The sequence below is a fragment of the Agromyces sp. CCNWLW203 genome (assembly GCF_036576125.1).
In the GTDB taxonomy this organism is placed as follows: Bacteria; Actinomycetota; Actinomycetes; order Actinomycetales; family Microbacteriaceae; genus Agromyces.
The window spans coordinates 85,359-107,998 of sequence record NZ_JAZHYX010000007.1; the positions used below are offsets into that span (position 1 = coordinate 85,359).

General features: G+C 66.2%; 21 protein-coding genes. 9 read left to right on the forward strand and 12 right to left on the reverse strand.

Features of this window, described 5'->3' with window-relative positions:
• Positions 1-200: hypothetical protein (locus tag VPH61_RS15810; protein WP_332064470.1), on the reverse strand; the 200-nt coding region annotated here is incomplete at its 3' end.
• On the opposite strand from VPH61_RS15810, the gene VPH61_RS18880 reads away from it, so the two are divergent.
• Positions 145-741 carry an LGFP repeat-containing protein gene (locus tag VPH61_RS18880; protein WP_442879123.1) on the forward strand — a complete coding sequence of 199 codons (597 nt, stop codon included), beginning with the start codon at positions 145-147 and terminating at the stop codon, positions 739-741. The two genes, VPH61_RS15810 and VPH61_RS18880, sit on opposite strands and share 56 nt — an antisense overlap.
• A 25-nt stretch (positions 742-766) precedes the next feature.
• Here the strand turns inward: VPH61_RS18880 and rfbD are convergent, their stop codons facing one another.
• Positions 767-1,627: a dTDP-4-dehydrorhamnose reductase gene (gene rfbD, locus VPH61_RS15815; protein ID WP_332064471.1), complete on the reverse strand. Its 861-nt coding sequence runs from the start codon at positions 1,625-1,627 to the stop codon at positions 767-769.
• Positions 1,624-2,619: a dTDP-glucose 4,6-dehydratase gene (rfbB, locus tag VPH61_RS15820; protein ID WP_332064472.1), complete on the reverse strand. Its 996-nt coding sequence runs from the start codon at positions 2,617-2,619 to the stop codon at positions 1,624-1,626. Before rfbB ends, rfbD begins: the two co-directional genes overlap by 4 nt.
• Positions 2,620-2,684: 65 nt before the next feature.
• On the opposite strand from rfbB, the gene rfbC reads away from it, so the two are divergent.
• Positions 2,685-3,299, forward strand: a complete 615-nt coding sequence (rfbC, locus tag VPH61_RS15825) for a dTDP-4-dehydrorhamnose 3,5-epimerase (protein ID WP_332064473.1) — start codon at positions 2,685-2,687, stop codon at positions 3,297-3,299.
• Entirely contained in the window at positions 3,299-4,165 is an 867-nt protein-coding gene (gene rfbA, locus VPH61_RS15830) for a glucose-1-phosphate thymidylyltransferase RfbA (protein ID WP_332064474.1), read from the forward strand. Before rfbC ends, rfbA begins: the two co-directional genes overlap by 1 nt.
• On the opposite strand, the gene VPH61_RS15835 is transcribed toward rfbA, so the two are convergent.
• From VPH61_RS15835 to VPH61_RS15845, 3 genes are read right to left on the reverse strand one after another with little or no spacing between them, the layout of a single operon-like run.
• Positions 4,135-5,106 carry an NAD-dependent epimerase/dehydratase family protein gene (locus VPH61_RS15835; RefSeq protein ID WP_332064475.1) on the reverse strand — a complete coding sequence of 324 codons (972 nt, stop codon included), beginning with the start codon at positions 5,104-5,106 and terminating at the stop codon, positions 4,135-4,137. The two genes, rfbA and VPH61_RS15835, sit on opposite strands and share 31 nt — an antisense overlap.
• Positions 5,103-6,131 carry a glycosyltransferase gene (locus VPH61_RS15840; protein WP_332064476.1) on the reverse strand — a complete coding sequence of 343 codons (1,029 nt, stop codon included), beginning with the start codon at positions 6,129-6,131 and terminating at the stop codon, positions 5,103-5,105. Before VPH61_RS15840 ends, VPH61_RS15835 begins: the two co-directional genes overlap by 4 nt.
• Positions 6,132-6,175: 44 nt before the next feature.
• Positions 6,176-7,039: a glycosyltransferase family 2 protein gene (locus tag VPH61_RS15845; RefSeq protein ID WP_332064477.1), complete on the reverse strand. Its 864-nt coding sequence runs from the start codon at positions 7,037-7,039 to the stop codon at positions 6,176-6,178.
• Positions 7,040-7,127: 88 nt separating this feature from the next.
• Here VPH61_RS15845 and VPH61_RS15850 point away from each other — a divergent pair, with 88 nt between their 5' ends.
• From VPH61_RS15850 to VPH61_RS15865, 4 genes are all read left to right on the forward strand, one after another.
• Positions 7,128-9,368 (forward strand): hypothetical protein, encoded by a 2,241-nt coding sequence (locus VPH61_RS15850; RefSeq protein ID WP_332064478.1) that lies wholly within the window; start codon positions 7,128-7,130, stop codon positions 9,366-9,368.
• 67 nt (positions 9,369-9,435) lie between these two features.
• Positions 9,436-10,590: a UDP-galactopyranose mutase gene (gene glf, locus VPH61_RS15855; protein ID WP_332064479.1), complete on the forward strand. Its 1,155-nt coding sequence runs from the start codon at positions 9,436-9,438 to the stop codon at positions 10,588-10,590.
• The gene (locus VPH61_RS15860; protein WP_332064480.1) at positions 10,587-12,584 is read left to right on the forward strand and encodes a glycosyltransferase; all 1,998 of its coding nucleotides are present in this window, start codon (positions 10,587-10,589) and stop codon (positions 12,582-12,584) included. Before glf ends, VPH61_RS15860 begins: the two co-directional genes overlap by 4 nt.
• A gap of 157 nt (positions 12,585-12,741) precedes the next feature.
• The gene (locus VPH61_RS15865; protein WP_332064481.1) at positions 12,742-14,643 is read left to right on the forward strand and encodes a DUF7657 domain-containing protein; all 1,902 of its coding nucleotides are present in this window, start codon (positions 12,742-12,744) and stop codon (positions 14,641-14,643) included.
• A 90-nt stretch (positions 14,644-14,733) separates the two neighbouring features.
• On the opposite strand, the gene VPH61_RS15870 is transcribed toward VPH61_RS15865, so the two are convergent.
• Genes VPH61_RS15870 through VPH61_RS15885 form a run of 4 tightly spaced genes read right to left on the reverse strand, consistent with a single transcriptional unit; the run spans position 14,734 to position 19,272 of the window.
• Entirely contained in the window at positions 14,734-15,762 is a 1,029-nt protein-coding gene (locus VPH61_RS15870; RefSeq protein ID WP_332064482.1) for a polysaccharide biosynthesis protein, read from the reverse strand.
• Between the two features lie 51 nt (positions 15,763-15,813).
• On the reverse strand, positions 15,814-16,998 hold the full coding sequence (locus tag VPH61_RS15875) for a glycosyltransferase (RefSeq protein WP_332064483.1): 1,185 nt from the start codon (positions 16,996-16,998) through the stop codon (positions 15,814-15,816).
• Between the two features lie 34 nt (positions 16,999-17,032).
• Positions 17,033-18,163: a non-hydrolyzing UDP-N-acetylglucosamine 2-epimerase gene (gene wecB / locus VPH61_RS15880; RefSeq protein WP_332064484.1), complete on the reverse strand. Its 1,131-nt coding sequence runs from the start codon at positions 18,161-18,163 to the stop codon at positions 17,033-17,035.
• Positions 18,164-18,180: 17 nt separating this feature from the next.
• Positions 18,181-19,272, reverse strand: coding sequence for a polysaccharide biosynthesis C-terminal domain-containing protein (locus VPH61_RS15885; protein ID WP_332064485.1), 1,092 nt, complete (start codon positions 19,270-19,272; stop codon positions 18,181-18,183).
• A 134-nt stretch (positions 19,273-19,406) separates the two neighbouring features.
• Between VPH61_RS15885 and VPH61_RS15890 the strand changes: the two genes are divergently transcribed.
• Both VPH61_RS15890 and VPH61_RS15895 read left to right on the forward strand, forming a co-directional pair.
• The gene (locus VPH61_RS15890; protein ID WP_442879124.1) at positions 19,407-20,108 is read left to right on the forward strand and encodes a glycosyltransferase family 2 protein; all 702 of its coding nucleotides are present in this window, start codon (positions 19,407-19,409) and stop codon (positions 20,106-20,108) included.
• On the forward strand, positions 20,108-20,479 hold the full coding sequence (locus VPH61_RS15895; RefSeq protein ID WP_332064487.1) for a DUF2304 domain-containing protein: 372 nt from the start codon (positions 20,108-20,110) through the stop codon (positions 20,477-20,479). Before VPH61_RS15890 ends, VPH61_RS15895 begins: the two co-directional genes overlap by 1 nt.
• Positions 20,480-20,519: 40 nt before the next feature.
• Here the strand turns inward: VPH61_RS15895 and VPH61_RS15900 are convergent, their stop codons facing one another.
• Together VPH61_RS15900 and VPH61_RS15905 are read right to left on the reverse strand one after the other, a co-directional pair.
• A complete protein-coding gene (locus VPH61_RS15900; protein WP_332064488.1) occupies positions 20,520-21,239 on the reverse strand; it encodes a class I SAM-dependent methyltransferase in 720 nt (239 codons plus the stop codon).
• Positions 21,240-21,267: 28 nt separating this feature from the next.
• Entirely contained in the window at positions 21,268-22,458 is a 1,191-nt protein-coding gene (locus VPH61_RS15905; protein WP_332064489.1) for a hypothetical protein, read from the reverse strand.
• Positions 22,459-22,640: the final 182 nt, after the last annotated feature.

Sequence of the window (22,640 nt, forward strand, 5' to 3'; positions counted from 1 at the left end):
CGTGGGATCATCGGCTTCCCGACGAGTGCGCCTTCGGCTGATCCGTCGTCCGGCGAGTACACGCAGTCGTTCCAGGGCGGTGTCGTGACCGTCTCGGGCGGGGTCGGCAGGCTCTCGAGCACGACCGATCCGTGGTTCAGCGCGGTGCTGGCGAGCCCCTGGCTCGGTCCGGCGAAGAGCTCGCAGCTCTGCGATCTCAAGGGCGGGGCGTGCCGACAGGCATTCGCGGGCGGTTGGATGGTTCAGAGCCCGGCCGGAGCGTATGCGGTACCCGGCGCGGTGATCTCGTTGTGGAACAACTGGGGGCGAGAGCGTGGGATCATCGGCTTCCCGACGAGTGCGCCTTCGGCTGATCCGTCGTCCGGCGAGTACACGCAGTCGTTCCAGGGTGGTGTCGTGACCGTGTCCGGCGGGGTCGCGAGGCTTTCGAGCACGACTGACCCGTGGTTCAGCGCGGTGCTGGCGAGCCCCTGGCTCGGTCAGGCGAGGAGCTCGCAGCTCTGTGACCTCTTGGGCGGGGCGTGCCGGCAGGAGTTCGCGGGCGGTTGGATGGTTCAGAGCCCGGCCGGAGCGTACGCCGTGCCGACCACAGTGCTTGGTTTCTGGCTCAGCCACGGGCAAGAACGGGGTGCCCTCGGTTTCCCGAACGGCGCACCGACGGCGAATCCCGAGAGCGGGAACTACACGCAGTCGTTTCAGGGCGGAGTCGTCCGCGTCGCTGGCGGTGTCGCGAGCTTCTGACCTGCTTCAGGCGGGTCTCGTCTGGTCAACGCGTGTCGAGGCCGCCATGTTCGGCGGCCGCATCGAGGGCGATCCGCCAGTCACGTATGACGGGCAGACCGACGGCTTCCCAACCGGTATGACCGAGCACTGAGAAGGCCGGGCGCGGTGCGGGTCGGATGAAGTTCGAGCTGTCCGTCGGCTCGATTCGATCAGGATCGAGCCCCACCGTCTCGAGAATTGCGCGCGCGAAGCCGTACCAGGTCGTCTCGCCCGAGCTCGTGCCGTGGAAGATACCCGAAGGCACATCTGCGTCGAGCATTCGGACGATGCTGGTTGCGAGATCGACCGTCCACGTCGGTTGACCCCGCTGGTCGTCGACGACCGACCAGGTCGGCCGAGAGGCCGCCAGCTCGAGCATCGTCGAAGCGAAGTTCTTGCCGTGTGCGCCGTACAGCCACGCGGTGCGGACGACGTACGAGCGGTCCGGCAGTTCGGCGAGCACGAACTCTTCGCCCGCTGCCTTCGTTCGGCCGTAGGCGGAGACCGGATTGCGCGGCGCTGACTCGGGATACGGGACTGTGCTGAGCCCGTCGAACACGTAATCGGTCGAGATCTGCACGAGCCTCGCGCCCGCGCGAGAACACCCGCGCGCGAGGTTCCGTGCGCCGATCGCATTCACCGCGTAGGCGGCAGCCTCATCGGACTCCGCCTGATCCACCGCCGTGTACGCGGCGGCGTTGATCACGACGTCATGACCCCGCACCGCCTCGAGCACGGCCGACTCGTCGGTGATGTCGAGGTCTGAACGGCCGGGCGAAGTGACATCGCGATCGGCGAGCGCGATTCGCAGGTCGCGCCCGAGCATTCCGTTCGCCCCGGTGATGAGGTAGCGGAGCCCGCTCATTGCCCCTGCGCTTGGTATCGCGCTTCCGTGTCGGCCTTCTGTGGCGCCCACCATGACTGGTTGCCTTTGTACCACGCGATCGTGGACCGCAGACCTGCTTCGAAGTCGGCGAAGCGGGGCGCCCAACCGAGTTCGTTCCGCAGCCTCGTCGAGTCGATCGCATAGCGAAGGTCGTGGCCGGGGCGGTCGGTGACGAGGTCGTAGTCGTCGGCCGCTCGGCCGAGCTCGGTCAGGATGAGCTCGACGACGTCTTTGTTGCTCTTCTCGCCGTCGGCGCCGATCAGGTAGGTCTCCCCGAGGACGCCTCGCTCGAGAATGGTGAGCACAGCCGCCGAGTGATCGTCTGCATGGATCCAATCGCGGACGTTCTCACCGGTGCCGTAGAGCTTCGGCCGGACGCCGCCGAGCACGTTGGTGATCTGGCGGGGAATGAACTTCTCGACGTGCTGGTACGGCCCGTAGTTGTTGGAGCAGTTGGAGATGGTCGCCTGCACGCCGAACGAGCGCACCCATGCGCGGACGAGAAGATCGCTGCCCGCCTTGGTGGAGGAGTACGGGCTCGACGGGTTGTACGGAGTATCCTCCGTGAATCGCGACGGGTCATCGAGCGCGAGGTCGCCGTAGACCTCATCGGTCGAGATGTGGTGGAACCGCGTTCCGTGCCGGCGCGCGGCCTCGAGGAGGGTATAGGTCCCGATGATGTTGGTCTCGAGGAACGGACGCGGATCGTCGAGCGAGTTGTCGTTGTGACTCTCGGCGGCGTAGTGCACGACGGCGTCGTGGTCGGCGAATAGCGAATCCACGAGCTCCGAGTCGGTGATGTCCCCCTTGACGAAGCGGAAGCGATCGGCCGGCAGACCGTCGAGGGAGGCGAGGTTGCCCGCGTAGGTGAGCTTGTCCAGCACGGTGATCTCGTGCGACGAGTGCTCGAGCGCGTGGTGCACGAAGTTCGAGCCTATGAATCCGGCGCCGCCGGTCACGAGTAGCTTCATCGGTGGGCTCCGTTCTTTGGGGGACCCCGAGATTCTATCCGGCGGCGCGCGATATGCTGGCGGGCGTGCAGATCCGTGAGCTCGGTGTGTCCGGGAGTTTTGAAATCACCCCGAGGCAGTTCGGCGACGATCGCGGAATGTTCGCAGAGTGGTATCGCTTCGACGCGCTCGAGCAAGCGGTCGGCACAGCGCTCGATCTTCGTCAGGCGAACATGTCGGTGTCGAAGCGGGGCGTGCTCCGCGGCATCCACTTCGCCGATGTCCCCCCGGGGCAGGCGAAGTACGTAACTGCGGTGCGGGGCGCAGTCCTCGATTTCGTCGTCGACGTCAGGGTCGGCTCGCCGACCTTCGGCCAGTGGGATTCGGTGCTGCTCGACGAAGTCGATCGACGTGCCGTGTACCTCAGCGAAGGGCTCGGGCATGCGTTCCTGGCGCTCTCGGATGACGCGGTTGTCACTTATCTGGTCTCCGATGTCTATCGCCCGGAACGCGAGCACGGCGTCAATGCGCTGGATCCCGAGATCGGTTTGAAGCTGCCGATCGATGTCGACGATGTCCTGCTCTCGCCGAAGGACGAAGAGGCGCCGAGCCTCGCGGAAGCGCTCGCCGCGGGAATCCTGCCGGCGTGGTCCGCTCCAAGACACGAAGCGGCGCCGGCCGCGAAGAAGGAGCGTGAGTGATGAAGGGCATCATCCTCGCCGGAGGTTCGGGTACCCGCTTGTGGCCGATCACCAAAGGCATTTCGAAGCAGCTCATGCCGATCTTCGACAAGCCGATGATCTACTACCCGTTGTCGACCCTGATGATGGCTGACATCCGCGACATCCTGATCATCACGACGCCGGAATACGAGGAGCGATTCCGTGCACTGTTCGGCGACGGACACCATCTCGGGATCAGGCTCGAGTACGCCGTGCAGCCGTCTCCTGACGGACTGGCGCAGGCATTCGTCATCGGCGAGGACTTCATCGGTGACGACTCCGTGGCGCTCGTGCTGGGCGACAATATCTTCCACGGCGCAGGACTCGGCCGCTCACTGCGAGCGAACACCGACATCGACGGTGCGCGGATCTTCGCGTACCACGTATCGAATCCGGCCGCCTACGGCGTGGTCGAGTTCGATGCCGAAGGCACGGTGCGCTCGATCGAGGAGAAGCCGGAGCATCCAAAGAGCAATTACGCCGTCCCCGGGCTCTACTTCTACGACAACGACGTCGTGGGCATCGCGAAGTCGATCGAGCCGAGCGCCCGCGGCGAACTGGAGATCTCGACCGTCAACGCACGGTATCTGGAGGACGGCCGGTTGGGGGTGCAGGTACTCGATCGTGGCACCGCCTGGCTGGATACGGGCACGTTCGAGTCCATGATGCAGGCGAGCGATTACGTGCGAGTGATCGAGGAGCGGCAAGGCTTCAAGATCGGATGCATCGAGGAGATCGCCTGGCGAGCCGGATGGATCGATGACGAACAGCTCGCGTCGATCGCGCATCCGCTGGTGAAGAGCGGATACGGCGACTACTTGATGCGCCTGCTCGCAGACGGCTGACCACCGGACTGCACGCTTCGCATCACGTCGTCGAGCGTTGCTCGGATTCCGACGACGAGTGGAGTGAGGTCTCGCGCGTCGAGGTCCGTCCATACCGTTGAGCGCACTCGGAGATCATGCGCCTGCAGTGCGGCGGCTGCCGAGGTGCCGAGCAGCACGGTCGGCCGGCGTTTGAGGATGACCCGGAGATGTCCGATCAGCTCTGCGATCGTGACTGACCGCCCGGAGGCGAGGTTCTTGATCGTGAAGGCGGCCGGGACGTCGAAGGAGCGGGTGACGACGTCGAGCACGAGTTCTGCAGCGTCGGTGACGAAGAGGTAGTCGCGCATGGTATCGAGCGAGACGTAGACCGAGACCACGGCGGGCGACACTTGCGCACGGGCGAGGTGCGAGATGAGGCCTTGCATCTTGTCGAGGCTCTGACCGGGTCCGTACAGGTTCGCGATGCGCCCCGAGACGGACCGGATGCCGGTATGAAGGGAGAACTCGGCGAGCACCCGCTCGGCGTCGAGCTTGAACCGACCGTACGGTGAGATCGGCGCCACGTCGCTCGACTCGTCGAACGGCGGGTTCTTCGACCCCGAGTAGATCCCGCCCGCGGAGGATGCGTAGAACACGGCGCCCGATGGCGCGGCGGCCTCCGACTCCTCGGCGACGACGGCGAGGAACCGTCGGAATTGGTCGAGCTCGCGGTCGATCTCCGACTGCGGCGTGGAGGTGACTGCGGCGCCGGCGGCCCACACCACCGCCCAGCGCTCGTCGGCGTGGCGCGCGGCGAGCAGCCCGCGGATGTTGCTGCGGGTGACGTGCTCGAAGTCGTCGGCATCATGCCAGGGGAGCGAGGCGACAGGGAGACGCCGCCACCCCTGCCGCTTGTCAACGGCGGTGACGACCGCCCTGCCGAGCAGGCCGCCGGCCCCGACGATCCAGACGACGGTCATGGGGATTCGGTCGGCGCCCGATGCGGTGATCGACCAAGTGGACCATCGGCGGGGTCGCTCAGAATGAGATAGGACGGGCGCCCCATCGCCATGTTGACGCTGACGCCGATGTACTCGGCGACGACGCCGAGTGAGAACAGGATCGCTCCGGAGCTCAGCAGGATGAGGATGACCGTCGACGCCCACCCTTCGATCGCGATGTCGCCGACGAGCCGTTGGATCAGGACGACGATCGCGAACACGACTCCGAGGAGCGCGACGATGATGCCGAGGAGCCCGACCGCGCGAAGGCCTCGAGTGCCGCTGGTGAGCACCATCCGGGCGAAATGCGCGAACAGACGCCGTTTCGAGTAACCGGATCGACGATCGCCTTCCTCTCGCAGGAGGACCGGGGAGGTCACGACTCTCCCGGCGACCCAACCCAGGGCGACATCGAGGTAGACCCCCGACCCTGCGAAGGCGGCCACGCTGCGCCCGACGTTGCCGAGGACGAGCCGGAAGCTCTGGTAGTCGGTGGCGCCCTTCGTGCCGGTGAGCCGCTCGAGCGTGCGCTTCGCCATGCGCGAGGCGTTGTTCCTGAGCGCACCGTGCGGCGCTTCGTTCGTCGGCTTCGCGTAGACCACCGAGGCCCGCTCCCGCATCGCAGTGTCGAGGAGGCCGGCGATGTCGGTCGGATCGTGCTGGCCGTCCTCGTCGAGCGTGACGATCCAATCGGATCCGGCGGAGGCCATGCCTGCGAGCGTGGCGGCGTGCTGTCCGAAGTTCCGGCTCAACCAGACGCCGCGGACCACCGGGTACCGTGCCTCGAGCTCCCGGATCACGGCGTCGGAGCCGTCGGGACCGTTGTCGTTGACGAGCAGCACTTCGCTCACGACGTGCAGGTGGCCATCGGCGCTGTGCTGCCGTGACGTGAGCGGAAGAATCTCGGCCAGAAGTGCCGCGAGAGTGCGTTCGCCTTGATAGACGGGGATCACGATCGAGATCGTGTGCGCCTCGGGTGCAGACGCGTCCGTGTCGGGGCTCACGGAACGGGAATCTACCACAGGGCGGCCCTGCTGCCGTGCGTTGTTCATGAGGCCTCGGCCGGCGCGTCGACGACCGCGCGCGACATCCGTCTTCCGAGGTAGGCGTATGCGAGCTGGCGGGTGCGAGCCATCAGCCGTGCACGGACATCGCCGATGCGCTGGTCGCTGCGACTGATCACCTCAGGGTGCTCGTCGGCCAGCCATGCGTTGTACCCGACCGTCTGTTCCGCCTGCTCGCGCACCAGGCGCACGCTCCACTGGCTGGAGGACACGCGGAACGCGGCCAAAGAGCCGTCAACGCCGACGAAGTCTCCCTCGAGGAGCACGCGTGAGTACGTCGCCTGATCGATGAGATAGGGGAACCGGGAGTCCCACCAGCCGACACGTTCGAGCACGTCCCGGCGCATCATCACGCATCCCGGCTCTCCGAAGATGTTCGTGCCGCGCCGCACGGAACGGCGGATGGCGTCTCCTCCGCCGTGACGACCGAGGAGACCGGCGAGGCCGCGTGCGCGGACGAAGGGGCGACCCGACGCATCGATGAGGTCGCGAGCGGATGCCGCGAGCACCGCGCCCGGGTTCGATTCGAGTGCTGCCACTTGCTTCGCCACGGACTCGGGGGCGATGAGGTCGTCGCCGCAGACGAGCTTGAGGTAGGTGCCCGTTGCTGCTTGGCTCACACGGTTCCAATTGCGCAGAGCGCCGCCGCCCGCCTCCGTTCGAAGCAAGGTGATCCGCGGATCACCGGCGTAGCCCTCCATGACCTCCCAGGTGCGATCGGTGGAGGCATGGTCGGCGACGATCACCTCGAGCCGTTGGTACGTCTGCGCGAGCACGGATTCGAGAGTCTCGGCGAGGTAGTCGGCGTTGTTGTACGCCGGAATGACGATCGAAACCAGTGAGGGCATGCATCCATTCTCTCGCATGGCCCGGCATCATCGACTCGCGTTCGAACTCGCGCGCGAGCGCGCCGGGCGGGTAGGGGATAATTCTCGAATGCGCAGCAGGGTGATGTGGGCGGTCGCGACCGTCGTGGTGGCGATCCTCGGCGCCTCGGTGCCACTCGTATTCAATGCGGAGTTTTACTTCGTCGACGACACGCAATCGGGTGCGCTCGGACAGTGGTGGGAGATCGGCAACCGCGTTCTCGCCGGCGATTGGTCGATCATCAACCCGACGGTGTGGCAATCGGGCCACTACCTCGCGGAAGGCGCTTGGGGCATCTTCAGTCCGTTGCTCTGGCTCATCGGCCTCGCCATGCACGCCGCGGCCGATGCGATGGTCTACATCACGATCGTGAAGCTGTGCTTCTTCGGTGTCGCGGCGTTCGGTGGGTGGCTGCTCGCGCGTACATTCGGGGTGAGTCCGGCCTGGGCGGCGGCGATCGGCGTCGCGGCGTCGCTGAGCGGGTTCACGCTTTACATCGACGCGGCGTCCTGGGTGAACGGCTTCTTCGCATGGTCGCTGTGGGCCCTGTCCTGGGCGCTTGTCCGGCGCACCGTCTTCGAGGCGAAGTCGCCGATACTCGCGGCAGCCGCGTGCATCAGCCTCATCGGCATCGGATACGTCCACGGTACGCTCATGCTCGCGGCCGCGATCGTCGCGACCCTGATCGAAGCAATCATGCGGCGCGAGCGGCCCGAGATCATCCGTGCGTTCCTCGCCGCCGTGGTCGCCGGTGCGTTCGCCGTGATCGTGCATCTGCCGAGTCTCCTGATCTCCCCGAACACCGGGCGCTCAACGGGGGTCGTGAACTCTGGGCTGCTGACGGTAAACCTGAATGGCCTCGCGGCCTCAGCGGTCCCGGTCGGCGGGCCGCAGATGGGGTTCTTCGGCACGAACTTCCCGAACGCGCCGCTGCTCTACATCGCCTGGTTCCTCCCGGTCCTCGCCTTCATCGACTGGCGGCGGCTCGTGTCGCTCCTTCGTCGGCGTCTCAGTCTCGTGCTCGTGCTCGGGGCGTCGCTGGTGCTCGTATTCCTGCCGAGTGATTTCGGACCGTTGCGCTTCCCGGTCCGCGTGATGCCGTACGTCACCGTCAGTCTGCTGGTGGTCGTCGGCGTCGGAGTGGCGCTCGCGCTGCGGCATCCGGTCTCCCGTGCACGCCTCGGCGTCGCCATCGCTGCCTGGCTCGGGTCGGCTTTCTTCGCGTTCACCACCTCGCCCGATCACTGGAAGTGGCAGGGCGTCGTCTCGGTGATCGCACTCGTGGGGATCGTCGCGCTGTACCTCGTGAGCGGTGGCAGCCCACTTCGTCGCGGTCGCGTCGCCGACGACGCGTCTGCAGTGCGGCCGGCTCTCGGAGCCCTGATCGTCATCGGCATCGGGCTGGCGATGCTGGTTCCGCAGCACATCGTCGCGCCGATGTCTCCACTCCGGGACTACGGCAACCCGACCGCGATCGCCGACTACCAGGACCAGTTCAAGTCGGCGCAGGGCGACGTCCTCGTGCTCGGGGCGGTCGACGATGGTCTCCAGAAACCGGAGTACTGGGATGAGACGCTCACGGGCAACATGTTCTACCTGAACCCCGAGTCGGTTCAGAACGCGTACTCGGCGGTCTACTACCCGCCGTACCAGTCGCGCCTCTGCATGCTGTACAACGGCGGAACCTGCGCCGAGGCCTACAATCGCGTGTTCGAGACCGATCCGGCGACCGGCCGCACGTTCGTCGATCTCTTCGGTGTCAGCACGGTGCAGTCGATCAAGTCGACCATCCCCAAGTCATCCTGGTCGGACGTGCCCGACGGCTGGCACGTCACCGACGACACCACGCTGACCCGCACCATCGTCCGCGACGACCCAATCCCCGGTGCGGGTGGGCTGGCCTGGACATCGGATGGAACCGAGGTCACGGTTCTCGAGCAGGACGCGATGGGTCTCACGCTCCAGGTCGACGCCGTTCCATCCAACGGCGGGATGTTCGCACTGTCCCGGCTGCCGTGGCCCGGATACGCCGTCGATGGCGGAACCATCGTCGAAGGGGGCCCGACGAACGGTCTGCTGCTGACCGTCGCGCTCGACCCCTCGTCCGACGGGAGCACGATCGTCGTCTCCTACTGGAGTCCGGGTTGGGTGCTGCAGGTCGTCGCTGGAATCGCGATCGTACTCGTGCTCGCCGGGTGGAGCCTGCTCCGCCACGTGCGGGGGCGCCGACGGCTGGGTGCCTGGCGATCGGAGTTGCGGGCCGTCACCGGCCCAACGGCTCGGATCCCACGTTCGGACTCATCGGGCTAGAATCGACCTTTGGCCGCTCCGGATCCGACGATCCGACGCGAGCTGTGCGGAAACGGAGTAGGTGTACATGACGGAATACGATCTGGTCGTCGTCGGCTCGGGGTTCTTCGGCCTCACCATCGCGGAGCGGGTGGCGGACGAACTCGGCAAGCGAGTCCTCGTCATCGATCGCCGCGACCACATCGGCGGCAACGCGTATAGCGAGGCCGACCCGGAGACGGGCATCGAGGTGCATCGCTACGGCGCGCATCTCTTCCACACTTCGAACCCCGGCGTGTGGGAGTACGTCAACCGCTTCACGTCGTTCACCGACTACGTGCACCGGGTGTACACCAATCATCGCGATGAGGTCTACCCGCTGCCCTTCAACCTCGGAACCATCAACCAATTCTTCCGTTCGGCGCATGGCCCGGACTCGGCGCGGGCGTTGATCGCAGAGCAGGCTGCGGAACTCGCCTCTGGCGAGGTGCGCAACCTCGAGGAGAAGGCGATCTCGCTCATCGGCCGCCCGCTCTACGAGGCCTTCGTGCGCGATTACACGGCCAAGCAGTGGCAGACCGATCCCACCGCCTTGCCCGCAGAAGTGATCAGCCGGCTTCCGGTCCGCTACACCTACGACAATCGATACTTCAACGACACCTGGGAGGGGCTGCCCACCGACGGCTACACGGCGTGGATCGAGCGCATGGCCGATCATCCAGGCATCGAGGTGCGTCTGTCCACCGACTTCTTCGACACCTCCCAGCCGATCAACAAGACCGAGTTGGCAGGCCGTGTACCGATCGTCTACACCGGCCCGATCGACCGCTACTTCGAGTATGCGAAGGGTGAGCTGGGATGGCGGACGCTCGATTTCGAACGCGAGGTCCTGCCGATCGGAGACTTCCAGGGAACGTCGGTCATGAACTACGCCGATCGTGAAGTGCCGTACACGCGCATCCACGAGTTCCGGCACTTCCATCCCGAACGCGAGTACCCCGCCGACAAGACCATCGTCATGCGCGAGTTCTCGCGCTTCGCGGAGCGCGGTGACGAGCCCTACTACCCGGTGAACACGCCCGACGATCGGGCGATGCTCATGGCGTATCGCGAGCTCGGGAAGCAGGAGGAGGCGGTGTACTTCGGCGGTCGTCTCGGCACGTACCAATACCTCGACATGCACATGGCGATCGGATCCGCGCTGTCCATGTACGAGAACAAGCTGAAGCCGGCCTTCGCGTGAACGACGATTCGGCCGCGACGTCAGCGCCCGCCGTCATCCAACGGGTCATCTTTCCCGAGCACGGCGATCCGCAGTCACTCCCGCTCTATCTCGATCCGGAGGTCTGGACCTTCGAACGAAGCGGAGACGACGCTGCGCTGCAGTTGGCGCGCGCCCGCGGATTCTCGCCCGATGATCAGGCGCGGTACGCGTTGCGTCTCACGAACAACAACGGGCTCTCCTGGCTGACAGGTCGGCGCTCCCTCCGCCTTCCGCCGGCGGCGACGGTCTCGCTCGCGAGCTACTTCAACGCGTTCCCCGCGAGCTACTGGGCGGCGTGGACTTCGCTGGAATCGGTACGGCTGCGCGTACGAACGGCAGGCGCCGGCCACATCATCGTCTTCCGTTCGAACGCACGCGGTGTCGTCCAGCGCGTCGACGGCATCGAGGTCTCCGGTGATGAGACGAGCGAGTTCGAACTCCCGCTCGAGTCCTATCTCGACGGCGGCTGGCTCTGGTTCGACCTCATCGCCGGCGACGAGTCGTTCGAGCTCATCCAGGCCGACTGGGTCGCGCCAGACGGTGCATCGCCGCGCAGCACCGGCACTGCGACCGTCTCCATCACGACGCTCAATCGCGGCGACTACTGCACGAAGCTCCTTCGCGAGATCGGTGATGACGCCGAGACCAGTGCTGTCCTCGACCGGGTGCTCGTCGTCGACCAGGGGTCGCAGCCGATCCGCGAGAACATCGGATACGCGGCTGCGGTCACGAGTCTCGACGGGCGACTGCGCCTGATCGAACAGCGAAACCTCGGCGGTTCCGGCGGGTTTTCGCGGGGCATGCACGAGACGATCCAGGCGGGCGAGTCGGAGTACATCATCCTGCTCGACGATGACGTGGAGATCGAGGCCGAGAGCCTCCGCCGTGCGGTGACCTTCGCGAACTGGTGTCGCACCCCGACGATCGTCGGCGGGCACATGCTGGACATGTACGACAAATCGAAGCTGCACGCCTACGCCGAGGGCATTAAGTGGTCTCCGTTCATCTGGGGTCCGTTCACCCCCTCGCGACACGACTTCGCCGATTCGAACCTGCGGCAGACTCCGTGGTTGCACCGCCGCTACGACGTCGACTACAACGGCTGGTGGATGTCGCTCATCCCCGTCGAGACGCTTCGCGAGATCGGTCTCTCGCTCCCGGTGTTCATCAAATGGGACGACGCCGAATACGCGCTTCGGGCGCGGGCACACGGGTATCCGACGGTAAGTCTGCCGGGAGCCGCGGTGTGGCACGTCTCTTGGGTAGACAAGGATGATTCGCACGATTGGCAGGCGTTCTTCCACGCACGGAACCGGCTGGTCGCGGCGCTGCTGCATTCCCCTCTGAAACGAGGCGGACAGCTCTGGAGAGCAAACTTGGCGGGCGACATCAAGAACCTCCTCACGATGGACTACTACACCGTGGCCATGCGGCACGCGGCCATCCGGAATGTGCTCGAGGGACCCGATCAGCTTCACGAGGACATGGTCGACCGCCTGCCGCGACTTCGCGCGTTGGGCAAGGAGTTCACCGAGTCCGCGACTCTCGTTCGGGCCACCGAGGTGCCGCATTTCCCGGCACGTGAGGTCGAATCGGTGGTCAGCGGGCGCGTCGAGACGGGCCCGCACGGGGCGAAACTCGGTATCTGGCTCTCGCGGCGGTTCCTGAAACACGCCTTCTCCAACCCTGCCGCTCCGGCGACCGAGCGACCGTTGACGCACCTGCCGTTCCAGGACGCGCGTTGGTTCGAGGTGCCCATGCACGACAGCGTGCTCATCTCGAACGCCGAGGGTTCGGGGGCGCGCTGGCACCTCCGGAATCCGAAGCTCTTCCGCACGATGCTCCGGGACGCGGTGCGGTTGAACCTCCGCTACCGTTCGAACTGGGCTTCCCTGAGTGCCCGCTATCGAGCGGCGCTTCCTGAGATCACCTCGCAGCAGGAATGGGCGAAGGTCTTCGTCGACCAGGATTGATGGTTCGCGACCGGGCGTCGCTGGAACCCCGAGATATGATCAGGCGTCGCTGGAGCATCGGCTCGTCGACGAACCCGGAGGATTGGTGCCGCCAGTGACAAGGTCAGGGCTGAGCGCGCGAGCGCGTACGGCGAGTCGTCGTCTCGCGACATGGGCGATGGTGAACGACCGCTGGGCGACGGTGCTGATGCTCGCGGTGTTCGCGGTGTTCATCCTGACCGGCATGACGACGTCGTCGATCGGCATCGCGCACCTCGCACAGGATCCGTCCAATCCGCTTGCCGTGCAGTTCGGCACGCCTCAGTGGATCCGCTCGGACGAGTACAACGTCGGCACCCCGATCGCCCTCTCGATCATGGAGACGGGGGGAGCGCCGACGTTGACCCCGCTGTCGACGCCGGCCGACCTCGCTCACCGGTTCTCCTCGGGTGGATTCTTCGAGACGGTCGTCTTCTACCCAGGGACCCTCCTGGCTGTCGGCGGCGTCCTTCCTCACCAGATGGTGTTCTCGCTGTACTGGTGGCTCCCGATGATCCTCCTCTTCCTTGGAATGCCGATCTTCGTCGAACGTGTTGGCGGGAGCCGTCGGATGGGGTGGTTGGCAGCGCTGCTCATCGCGCTCTCCCCGGCGGTCGCGTGGTGGTCGCTCGGGCCGCTGAACACCGTCGGCTACACCGTCGCCGGCTGCGCGGTCCTCAGCCTGGCGTTCGATCGATTCGTGGCACGCAACCTCGTTCGAGGAGTGCTGCTCGCTGTGCTCTCCGGGTTGCTCCTGACCGCGATTCCGACGGTCTACGCGCCATGGTCGATCGTCATCGGGGTCCCCATGCTCCTGGCGACGCTCTCCGCGATCGTGATCGCCGATGCGACGTGGCGAGCGCGCATCATCCCGGTCGTGATCTCGGGTGTGGTGGCGCTCGTGTTCGTCGCGGGCACGTTCATGGAGAACTCCGCGAGCGCCCAGGCGCTGCTCGGCACCGTATACCCCGGACAACGCCGGTCGGGTGCCACGGCGCAGCCGTTCGAGGTGTTGTTCTCAGCACCCGGGCTCGGAACGATGAACTCCTCGTCGACGATCATCTCGAATGCGAGCGAGGTCTCGACTGCGTTCACCATCACCGCGGTCTGGGCGTTCCTCCTCGTCATCGGATATCGGCGTTTCGGCGCTTGGCGTGCGAACGTCCCGCTCCTCGTGCTCTCAGCTGCGCTGGCGCTCTGGCTGTTCTGGTCGACGGTGAACCTCGGCTCAGTCGGCGAGATGATCCCGCTCCTGAATCTCGTGCCGCCGTACCGCACGGGCCAAGTCGTCGGAATCCTGGGGTCGATCGTCGTCGCGATCGTGCTCGCACGGGGCCCGGCTCAGGGGGACAAGTGGGTTGCGGCCCTGGCGGGGCTCTTCAGCGGCGCGGTGACGATGTTCGCCGTATCCCTGTTCCAGACGAATGCGATGCCCTCGATGCCCACCCTCATGGTCCTGCTGTCGGGGCTCGGCGTCGCAGCAGGCGTCTACGTCGTGACGGCATACCCGCGCAAGATCTGGCCGATCGTGTTCGTGGCGCTTCTCGCGCTCATGACGGTCGTGCGTTCACAGCCCGTGCTCTTCGGGCTCGCCGATCTCGCCGACTCCGAGACCGCGCAGCTCTTGCAGGAGCGAGGCGCTGAGGCACGGGAAGACGGGACCCTCTGGGCGTCGGACTCCTCGACGTTCGATTCGGTCGCATTGGCAAACGGCGTGCCGTCGCTCTCGGGCTTCCAGCGCACCGGCCCCGACGTCGAGAAATGGGAGCGGCTGGACCCCGATCACGAGTTCGAAGTCGCATGGAATCGCGCAGGCGGCTACGTGCCATTCATCTTCACGCCGGGCGAGCAGCTCAAGATCGAGACGAACGGCTTCGACGTCACCTACGTGTCGGTCGATCCGTGCGACCTCGCCGAACGCTTTCCCGAGCTCGGACACATCGCGTCGACGACGGAGCTCGACGCCGCCTGCCTGAGCGACAACGGAACCACCCAGTGGGCCGGCACGCAGATGCACCTCTACGAGGTCGTCCAGCCCTGACCATCGGGTACGACTGACGGCGGGCGGTGTCGCCGCCGGGCGCGACCCCCGCACGACGCAGCCGCACGGGCGGCCGTGTCGTGCGGGTGATCAGGCGCGGCTGACCGCGAGTGCCTGGATCTCGGGAAGCGTCTCGAGCAGCGCGACCACGCCGTCGACGTCGAGCCGTTCGGTGTTGTGTGAGGTGTAGGCCTCGTCGGGCGCATTCTCGCCTTCGCCTTCTTCGAAGTACGGCGTGTAGTCGAGCGAACGCGTGTCGAGCGGGACGCGGAAGTAGCCGCCGCGGTCTTCGGCGTGGGCGCGTTCCTCGGAGCTCAGGAGCGACTCGTACAGCTTCTCGCCGTGTCGCACTCCGATGACGTTCACCTCGGGATCGGCGACTCCAGCCACGCGGGCGACGGCCGAGAGGAGGGCTCCGACCGTTGAGGCGGGCGCCTTCCTGACGAACAGGTCGCCGGTGATCGCCTCGGTGAACGCGTACTTGACGAGGTCGACTGATTCGGCGAGGGACATGAGGAAACGCGTCATATTGGGGTCCGTGACGGTGAGCGGACGCCCGGAGCGGAGCTGTTCGAGGAAGAGAGGGATCACCGAGCCACGGGAGTACATCACGTTGCCGTACCGCGTCACGGAGATGACCGTGTCGGAATCCTGATTGGCGCGCGCGATCGACATCGCCGTCTTCTCCATGAGCGCCTTCGACATGCCCATCGCGTTGATCGGGTAGACGGCCTTGTCGGTGCTGAGGCAGACGACCGACTTCACGCCGGCATCGATCGAAGCGTGGAGCACGTTCGCGCTGCCCTGGATGTTCGTGGCCACCGCCTCGAGGGGGAAGAACTCACACGAGGGGACCTGCTTGAGCGCGGCGGCGTGGAAGACCAGGTCGGTGCCGCGGATCACCTGCCGCACGCTCTGCTCGTTGCGGACATCCCCGATGTGGAAGCGAAGTCGGGGGTCCGCGATCGCGTGGCGCATCGCATCCTGCTTCGCTTCGTCGCGACTGAAGATGCGCACCTCCGCCGCGCCTTCCGCGAGCAGCGATTTCGCCATGGTCGAGCCGAAGGACCCGGTTCCTCCCGTGATCGTGACGATGGAATCCGTGATCTGACTGCTCATGCCCTGCAATTCTGGTCGAGGTGGTGACGGGCCGGTTCGGCCTCCGTCATGTTATCCCACCGTGCGGAGATGCTCCTCGAAGGCGGCGACGGCTGCCTCTTCGGAGAAGGTGACGTCGGCGAACTCGCGCTGACGGTCCGCGATGGCGGCCCGTGCCGCGTCGTCGCTCGCGGCGATCAAGTAGGCCGCATCTGCGACTTCGCCGGGCCGGGTGACGAACGTGACGCCGGATTCGTCGCCGAGGACGCCATGCAGGCCCTCGAGGTCGGTGGAGACGACAGGCAGGCCCGCCGCCATGTACTGCAGCACCTTGTGTGGGATCGCGATATCGGTCACGAGGCCGGGCTCGAACGGATTGAGCCCGACATCGCCGACCGCGAGATACTCGGGCAGCACGGAGTACGGCACCACACCGGTGAAGATCACGTGGTGTTCGAGCGAGAGCTCCTCGACCGTTGCGCGTAGCGTTCCCTCGAGCTCGCCGCCGCCGACGAGGAGCAGCCGGACGGCGGGGTCGCGCGCGATGAGCGACGGAAGGGCGCGTATGACGGTGTCGAGACCAGAGAACGGGAAGAAGGTGCCCATGTACAGGAGTACGCGGTCGCTTGCGGAGAGGCCGAGTTCCGGCCGGATGTCGCTCTGCGCTTCGCGCTCGAAATGACTGAGGTCGACGGGGGCGATGTCGACACGAGTGGGCCCCGTGCGGCCCGACGCCTCGACGCAATACCGGGCCATGGCCGGATTGTTCGCCGAGAGCGAGTCGGCAGTGCGATACACGTGGCGTTCCGCGAGCTTGATCAGCGCGGTCACAGGGGTGTCTCGGATGCCGTGGGAGACGTCGAGCGCCCGGAACACGACCGGCACGTCATGACGTCGCGCGATGGACACGGTCTGCCATCCGGTGGTGGGTACGGCATAGAGGACGATCAGATCGTAGCCGCCGTGCACGATCTCCCGCCGCAGCGCGGGGAGGCCGAGAAGTGGTGCCAGGTACCGGTCAAGCGAACCGCCGCCCAACGTGGGAGGCGTGATGAGCCGGATCCGCGCTTCGGGGTGCACCCGGCCGGGGATGACGCGGATGGAGCTGCGCAGCGACCGTCGAGGCACTCGCGGGTGTTCGGGGAAATGGAAGAACGAGACGTCGTGACCGCGCAGCGAGAGGAGCTCCGGGAACTCGTGCATCTCGAAGATGACCTTCTCCGTGTAGTTCACCTCATGGATGAAGAGGATCTTCATCGCGCGAGCGCGGCTTCCCAGATCGAGATGGTGTTCACGGGCGCTCGACGCCGGGCACGACACGGATGCCCGCGCGCTGATGGTGGGTGCGTACCGTCGAGAGGATGAAGTTCACGGCACGACGCGAGGCGTCGGCGATCTCGTACTCCCACGGCGCCGCGCCCACGCCTTCGACGGCGCACTGGCTGAGCGTTACCGCGACGGCGTCGAGGACGCTGTCGGTGCCGACGCCGGTCGTGATCGTCACACCCGTGTCGATCGCTTCAGGACGCTCGATGGCATCGCGCAGGGACACCGCCGGGAACTGGAGGATCGCGGACTCCTCGCTGATGGTTCCGCTGTCCGACAAGACGAGACGCGCATGCTGTTGGAGGTGCACGTAGTCGTGGAAGCCGAACGGTGCATGGAAGACGAGGGGCGCCGTGAGCGAGGGATCCTGGGTCTCGAGGCGCTTCCGCGTGCGCGGGTGCGTGGAGACGAGCACCGGCAGCCCGTACGCGTCGGCGAGCGCGTTGAGGGCGGCGAGCAGCGAGGCGAGGCGCTCCGGGTCGTCGACGTTCTCCTCACGGTGAAGACTCACGAGGAAGTACCCGCCGTCGACGAGCTCCTCGCGCTCGAGGACGTCACTCGACTCGATGGCGGCGCTATTCGCATCGAGCACCTCGCGCATCGGCGAGCCCGTCAGCAGGATCCGAGATGGATGAATGCCTTCGGAGAGGAGGTTCCGGCGAGCGTGCTCCGTGTACACCAGATTGTAGTCGGAGACGTGGTCTACGAGCTTCCGGTTGACCTCTTCTGGCACGTTCTCGTCGAAGCATCGATTGCCGGCCTCGAGGTGGTACACGGGGATCTTCATACGACGTGCCATGAGCGCGGAGATGCAGCTGTTGGTGTCACCGAGCACGACGACCGCGTCCGGCCGTTCGGCGATGAGGACGCGCTCGACAGAGGCCAGGATCGATCCGAGCACGGCGCCGAGCGATGACACGTCGGCACCGAGGAAGTAGTCGGGCCGTCGGAGACCGAGATCCTCGAAGAAGACCTCGTTCAGTTCGTAGTCGTAGTTCTGGCCCGTGTGGACGAGGAGGTGTTCGGTCGTGGCGTCGAGGCGTTTGATCGTCGCGGCGAGTCGAATGATCTCGGGTCGCGTTCCGACGACGGTCATGACTTTCAGGCGACTACTCATGCGGGGATGGCTTTCGGGTAGGTGTCGGGGTCTGCGGGGTCGTAGATCTCGTTGATCCAGAAACTCGTGTACAACTCGTCGGTTCCCGTGTTCGTGATGTTGTGGGACCAGAAGGTCGGCATGTCCACGGCGACCGGCTCATCGCCGTTGACTCGAAGCCGGACGATCTCGTCGGAGAACAGCCGTTGGAGCCGTATGACGGCGGAGCCGCGTACGACGGTGAACCGTTCGATCTTGCGTGCGTGATAGTGATCGCCGCGTGTCACGCCCGGATGCGTCGTCGAGAACGACGACTGGCCTGCGCCGCCGTGCGCCCTCGTGATCTCGAAGAACGAGCCACGGGCGTCGGCGTTCCTCGTCAGGGGGATGACCTGCCGCACGCCGAAGCTGTATGAGCGGTAGGTGTTGAACAGATCGCGCTGGAACGACGTGTCGAGCGCGGGGATCTCGCCGCGCGAGTACTGCTCGGCGAATCGCGCGAGTTCGGAGAGCACGTTCGAGACCGACATGGGAACCGTGCGCCCCTCGACATCGCCCGTGCCCAACAGGGCGGCCGCGGCAGCCTGGGCATGCAGGAGCGGTACTTCTCGGTCGATTTCGACGGTGGGTGACTCGCCGTGCGAGAGGAGGTCGCAGAAGGTCGCGACGAAGGAGTTGTAGAACGGGCGACCGTGCTCGCCGAAGATGTTCGGCAGCCGGACGTCGATGAATTCGACTCCGATCTCGGCGCACACGTCGCTGAGGATGCCGGCTGCCCGGCGCTTCGCTTCGCCATAGACGTTTCCGAGGCCCGCCTGGATCGAGTTGGCGAAGACGACGACGGGGGGTGGCTGATCGGCGAGTCGTAGCGCCGCTGCGATCTGGCGAGCGAATAGCTCGTTGCCGTCGTCGACCTCCGAATCGCTGCCCCGGTTGACACCGGCGAGGTGGATCAGGCGGTCCGCTCCGTCCAGCGCGGACACGGTCGCCGAAGGCGAGTTGAGGTCTCCGAGGCGAACGGGGGTGGACGAGGACCCGAGGCCCTCGATCGCGCAGCGCGTATGCCAGCCCAGGAATCCGTTGGCTCCGGAGACGGCGATCCGTGACATGACTTCGCTTTCTGCTCGATCGGATGGGCGCGATCAGCGTTTCGGCGGTGGCTCGTTCGCCCTCCGAGATCCTATCTCAGGGCGCTTGCTAGGATCGGTTCGTGCCAGACGCCCTCGACCGAACTCTCATCGTCATGCCGGCGTTCAACGAAGAGGCATCCGTGGGTCGCACTGTAGGTGAGGTCCTCCGCGAACTTCCCGGCGTCCACGTCCTCGTCGTCGACGATGGCTCGTCTGACTCCACTGCAGAAGTGGCGACGGCCGCGGGTGCGCGAGTCCTGAGGCTGCCGTTCAACCTCGGTGTCGGCGGTGCGATGCGTGCCGGATTCCGGTACGCCGTCGCGAACGGCTACTCGATCGCCGTGCAGATCGACGCCGACGGCCAACACGACCCGGCGGGGGTACCCGCACTGCTCGACAAGCTCGCCGAGGCGGACGTGGTTCTCGGCGCCCGCTTCGCCGGCGAAGGCGATTACCAATCGGCCGGTCCGCGCTGGTGGGCGATGAAACTGCTCGCAACGTCCTTGAGTCGGCTCGCAGGCACTCGGCTGACCGACACCACCTCGGGATTCCGCGCCTCCGGACCGAAGGCCCTCGTACTCTTCGCCGAGCACTATCCCGCCGAATACCTCGGCGATACCATCGAGGCCCTCGTGATCGCGCTCCGCGCGGGTTGCGTGGTACGGCAGGTGCCGACGGCGATGCGGGAACGCGCGGCCGGTGTGCCGTCGCACAACCCGTTCAAGTCAGCGGTCTACCTCGGGCGTGCGATGCTCGCCATGGTCTTCGCCCTCATGCGCCCGGCGTCGACGTTCAGAACGGGAGTATCCGAATAGTGAGTGTCACGAGTTACATCTTCGGCATTCTCGCCGCGCTGGGCACCCTCGTCGTCGTCGTCGAGATGCTCAGGCGGCGCAGGCTGCGGGAACGGCACGCCTTCTGGTGGCTGCTCGCAGGGGTGCTCGCACTCATCGTGGGCATCTTTCCCATCACCCTCGACTGGGCCGCGCAGGCGATCGGCATCGCGGTGCCGGTCAATCTCGTGTTCTTCGTGAGTATTGCGATCCTGTTCCTGGTCTGCATCCAGGCGAGTGCCGAGCTGACGACGCTCGAGAGCAAGACCCGGGTGCTTGCCGAGCAGTCCGCGCTCCAGGACCTGCGAATCCGGGCTCTGGAGGAAGAACTGCTCGGGCGTGAGGCGCCCTAGCGGAGCCTGAGAGGGGGGGAGCGCGCCGCGTGCGGCGGCATTACTCCCGAGGAGTCAGAATCGTGATCACCGATGACGACGAGAGCACGACCCGGATGTCGGGGAAATACACCGCCTTCGCCACGCCCGCGACGATCTTCGCGAGCACACCAGCGGTGAGGGCGTGGATGCCGTGGATGGGCGACACTGCGAATCCGCGGCGCTTCGTGGCTCGAAGCGCGATCACGTCGAAGCCGACGGTGTCAGCGTAGTAGCCCATCTTGAGGGCGCCGATCGCGTTCACGTGCGTGACGTCTCCGTACTGGAACGGATTGCCGATCCATGAGTCGACGTTCGGATAGCGGAGCATGAGCACCCCACCCGGTCGGAGTTTTGCCCTGAGTGCGCGGAGGAAGTCGATGCTCGCTTCCGGCGCGATGTGTTCGAAGACATCGAAGGCGAAGACCGCATCGAACGATCCATTCGGGACGTCAGCCAGCCGATCGCTCGGGTACGCGCTGAATCCTGCGGCGTTGGCGGCGTCGACCAGCTCGGGGAGCAGCTCGACGCCCGTGACATCCCAGCCCTGACGTCGGCAGAAGGCGAGGAATGCGCCGTTGCCGAATCCGATCTCGAGGACACGGCCGACCGAGTTCCGCCTCACGACGTCGCGTACCTCACGCGAGTAATAGTCGGTGTCTCCGCGCGACAAGTGGCCGAAGGTCTCGGTGGTCCAACCCTTCCAATCCGCGTAGCCTTCTGCGGCGTCATCCGGTGACATCGGTCTCCGATCCTGAGGTGGTTCGAGCCTACTTCGACCGGCCCCGTCGTGCGCCATGGATCAGCCCGACGGCGTGGACGGCGAGGCCGCAGGCGGGACCGACGAGGAGCGCCACGATCGTGCGTGTCTCCAACGGAAGCGGTGCGAGCAGGCAGAGGAGCGTCGTGAGGGCGGCGACCACCCATCCCCCGGTGTACAGGCCGTGCATCGAGAGGGCGAGTGCGGCGGGGGCGGTCACGCACAGCGCGCCGACGAGTGCCGACGACAGGGCGAGCACTGCGATGAGTCCGCCGGACGGAACCGGTTCGCCCGGGAAGAGGATCTCGAATACGGCCGGTCCGAGCCACCATCCCAGCCCGGCTATCACGAGGCCGGCGACGACGACCGCTGTCTCGATCGCGAGCAGTAGACGCCAACGATCGCTCCGCTCCTTGAACAGGACGACGAGGAAGCTCTGGAGGGCCATGCCGACCACGATGAGCGGCGCGCGGACGAGCGTGGAGAGGAGGATCAGCACGCCGAGCTCGACCTCGGGCGCGTTCGGCGACGTCAGGCCGAGCAGGAGAGGGAATCCGCTGACCAGCGCACCCATCGAGATCGAGGCGACGATGGTCCGTGCGGAGTTCCACGTCAGGTCGCGATACGTGACATCGAGATGCGTGCGGCCGACGAGGGAACGTCGAATCGACAGCCAGATCACGACGAATGTGATGAGGAATGGCAACGAGATCGCCCACGCCAGCATGACCGGATCGTGCGTGAAGAGCAACGTGACGGCGATGAGCACGAGGCGTATGGTGCCGTCGAGCGCGATGCACCAGGCGACGGCCGTCCACGCCGCGACGCCGTACAGCGTGCCGGAGAGCACCGCGACCAGCGTGTACGAGGCTGACGCGACGGCGAGCGGCGGGACCATCGCCCAACCCAGCCCGGGGAACAGGCTCTCGGCCCAGAGGAACGCGGACGCGATGACGACGACGCCGACGAGCCCGGCGGCGATGAGCGCAAACCGTCCGGCGTGTGCGGCACGGTCGACGCGCGGCGCGCCGGCGGGGCGGGTGGCCCTGGTGATCTCCTGCTGCACCCCGGACAGGCCGGCGACCACGAGGAAGACGAACGACCAGAAGAGTGCGAATGTCGTGTACTCGCCGACGCCGACGACCCGGGGGACGAGCCAGGTGATGGCATATCCGGCGATGCCGATGACGACGGTCGCCACCAGGACCCGGGTGAAACCGGCACCATGATCGGAGGGGGGAGCGGTGAACTCCTCGACGCTCGTCATCGCGTGCGGGCCAGTCCGGGTGCGGGGGCGTCGAGGTATGCGGGCCAGATGATCACCGACCGAGTCTAGGCGTTCGCCGGGGCGATCCGGGCGGGGGAGTGTGCGCGACCGGGGTG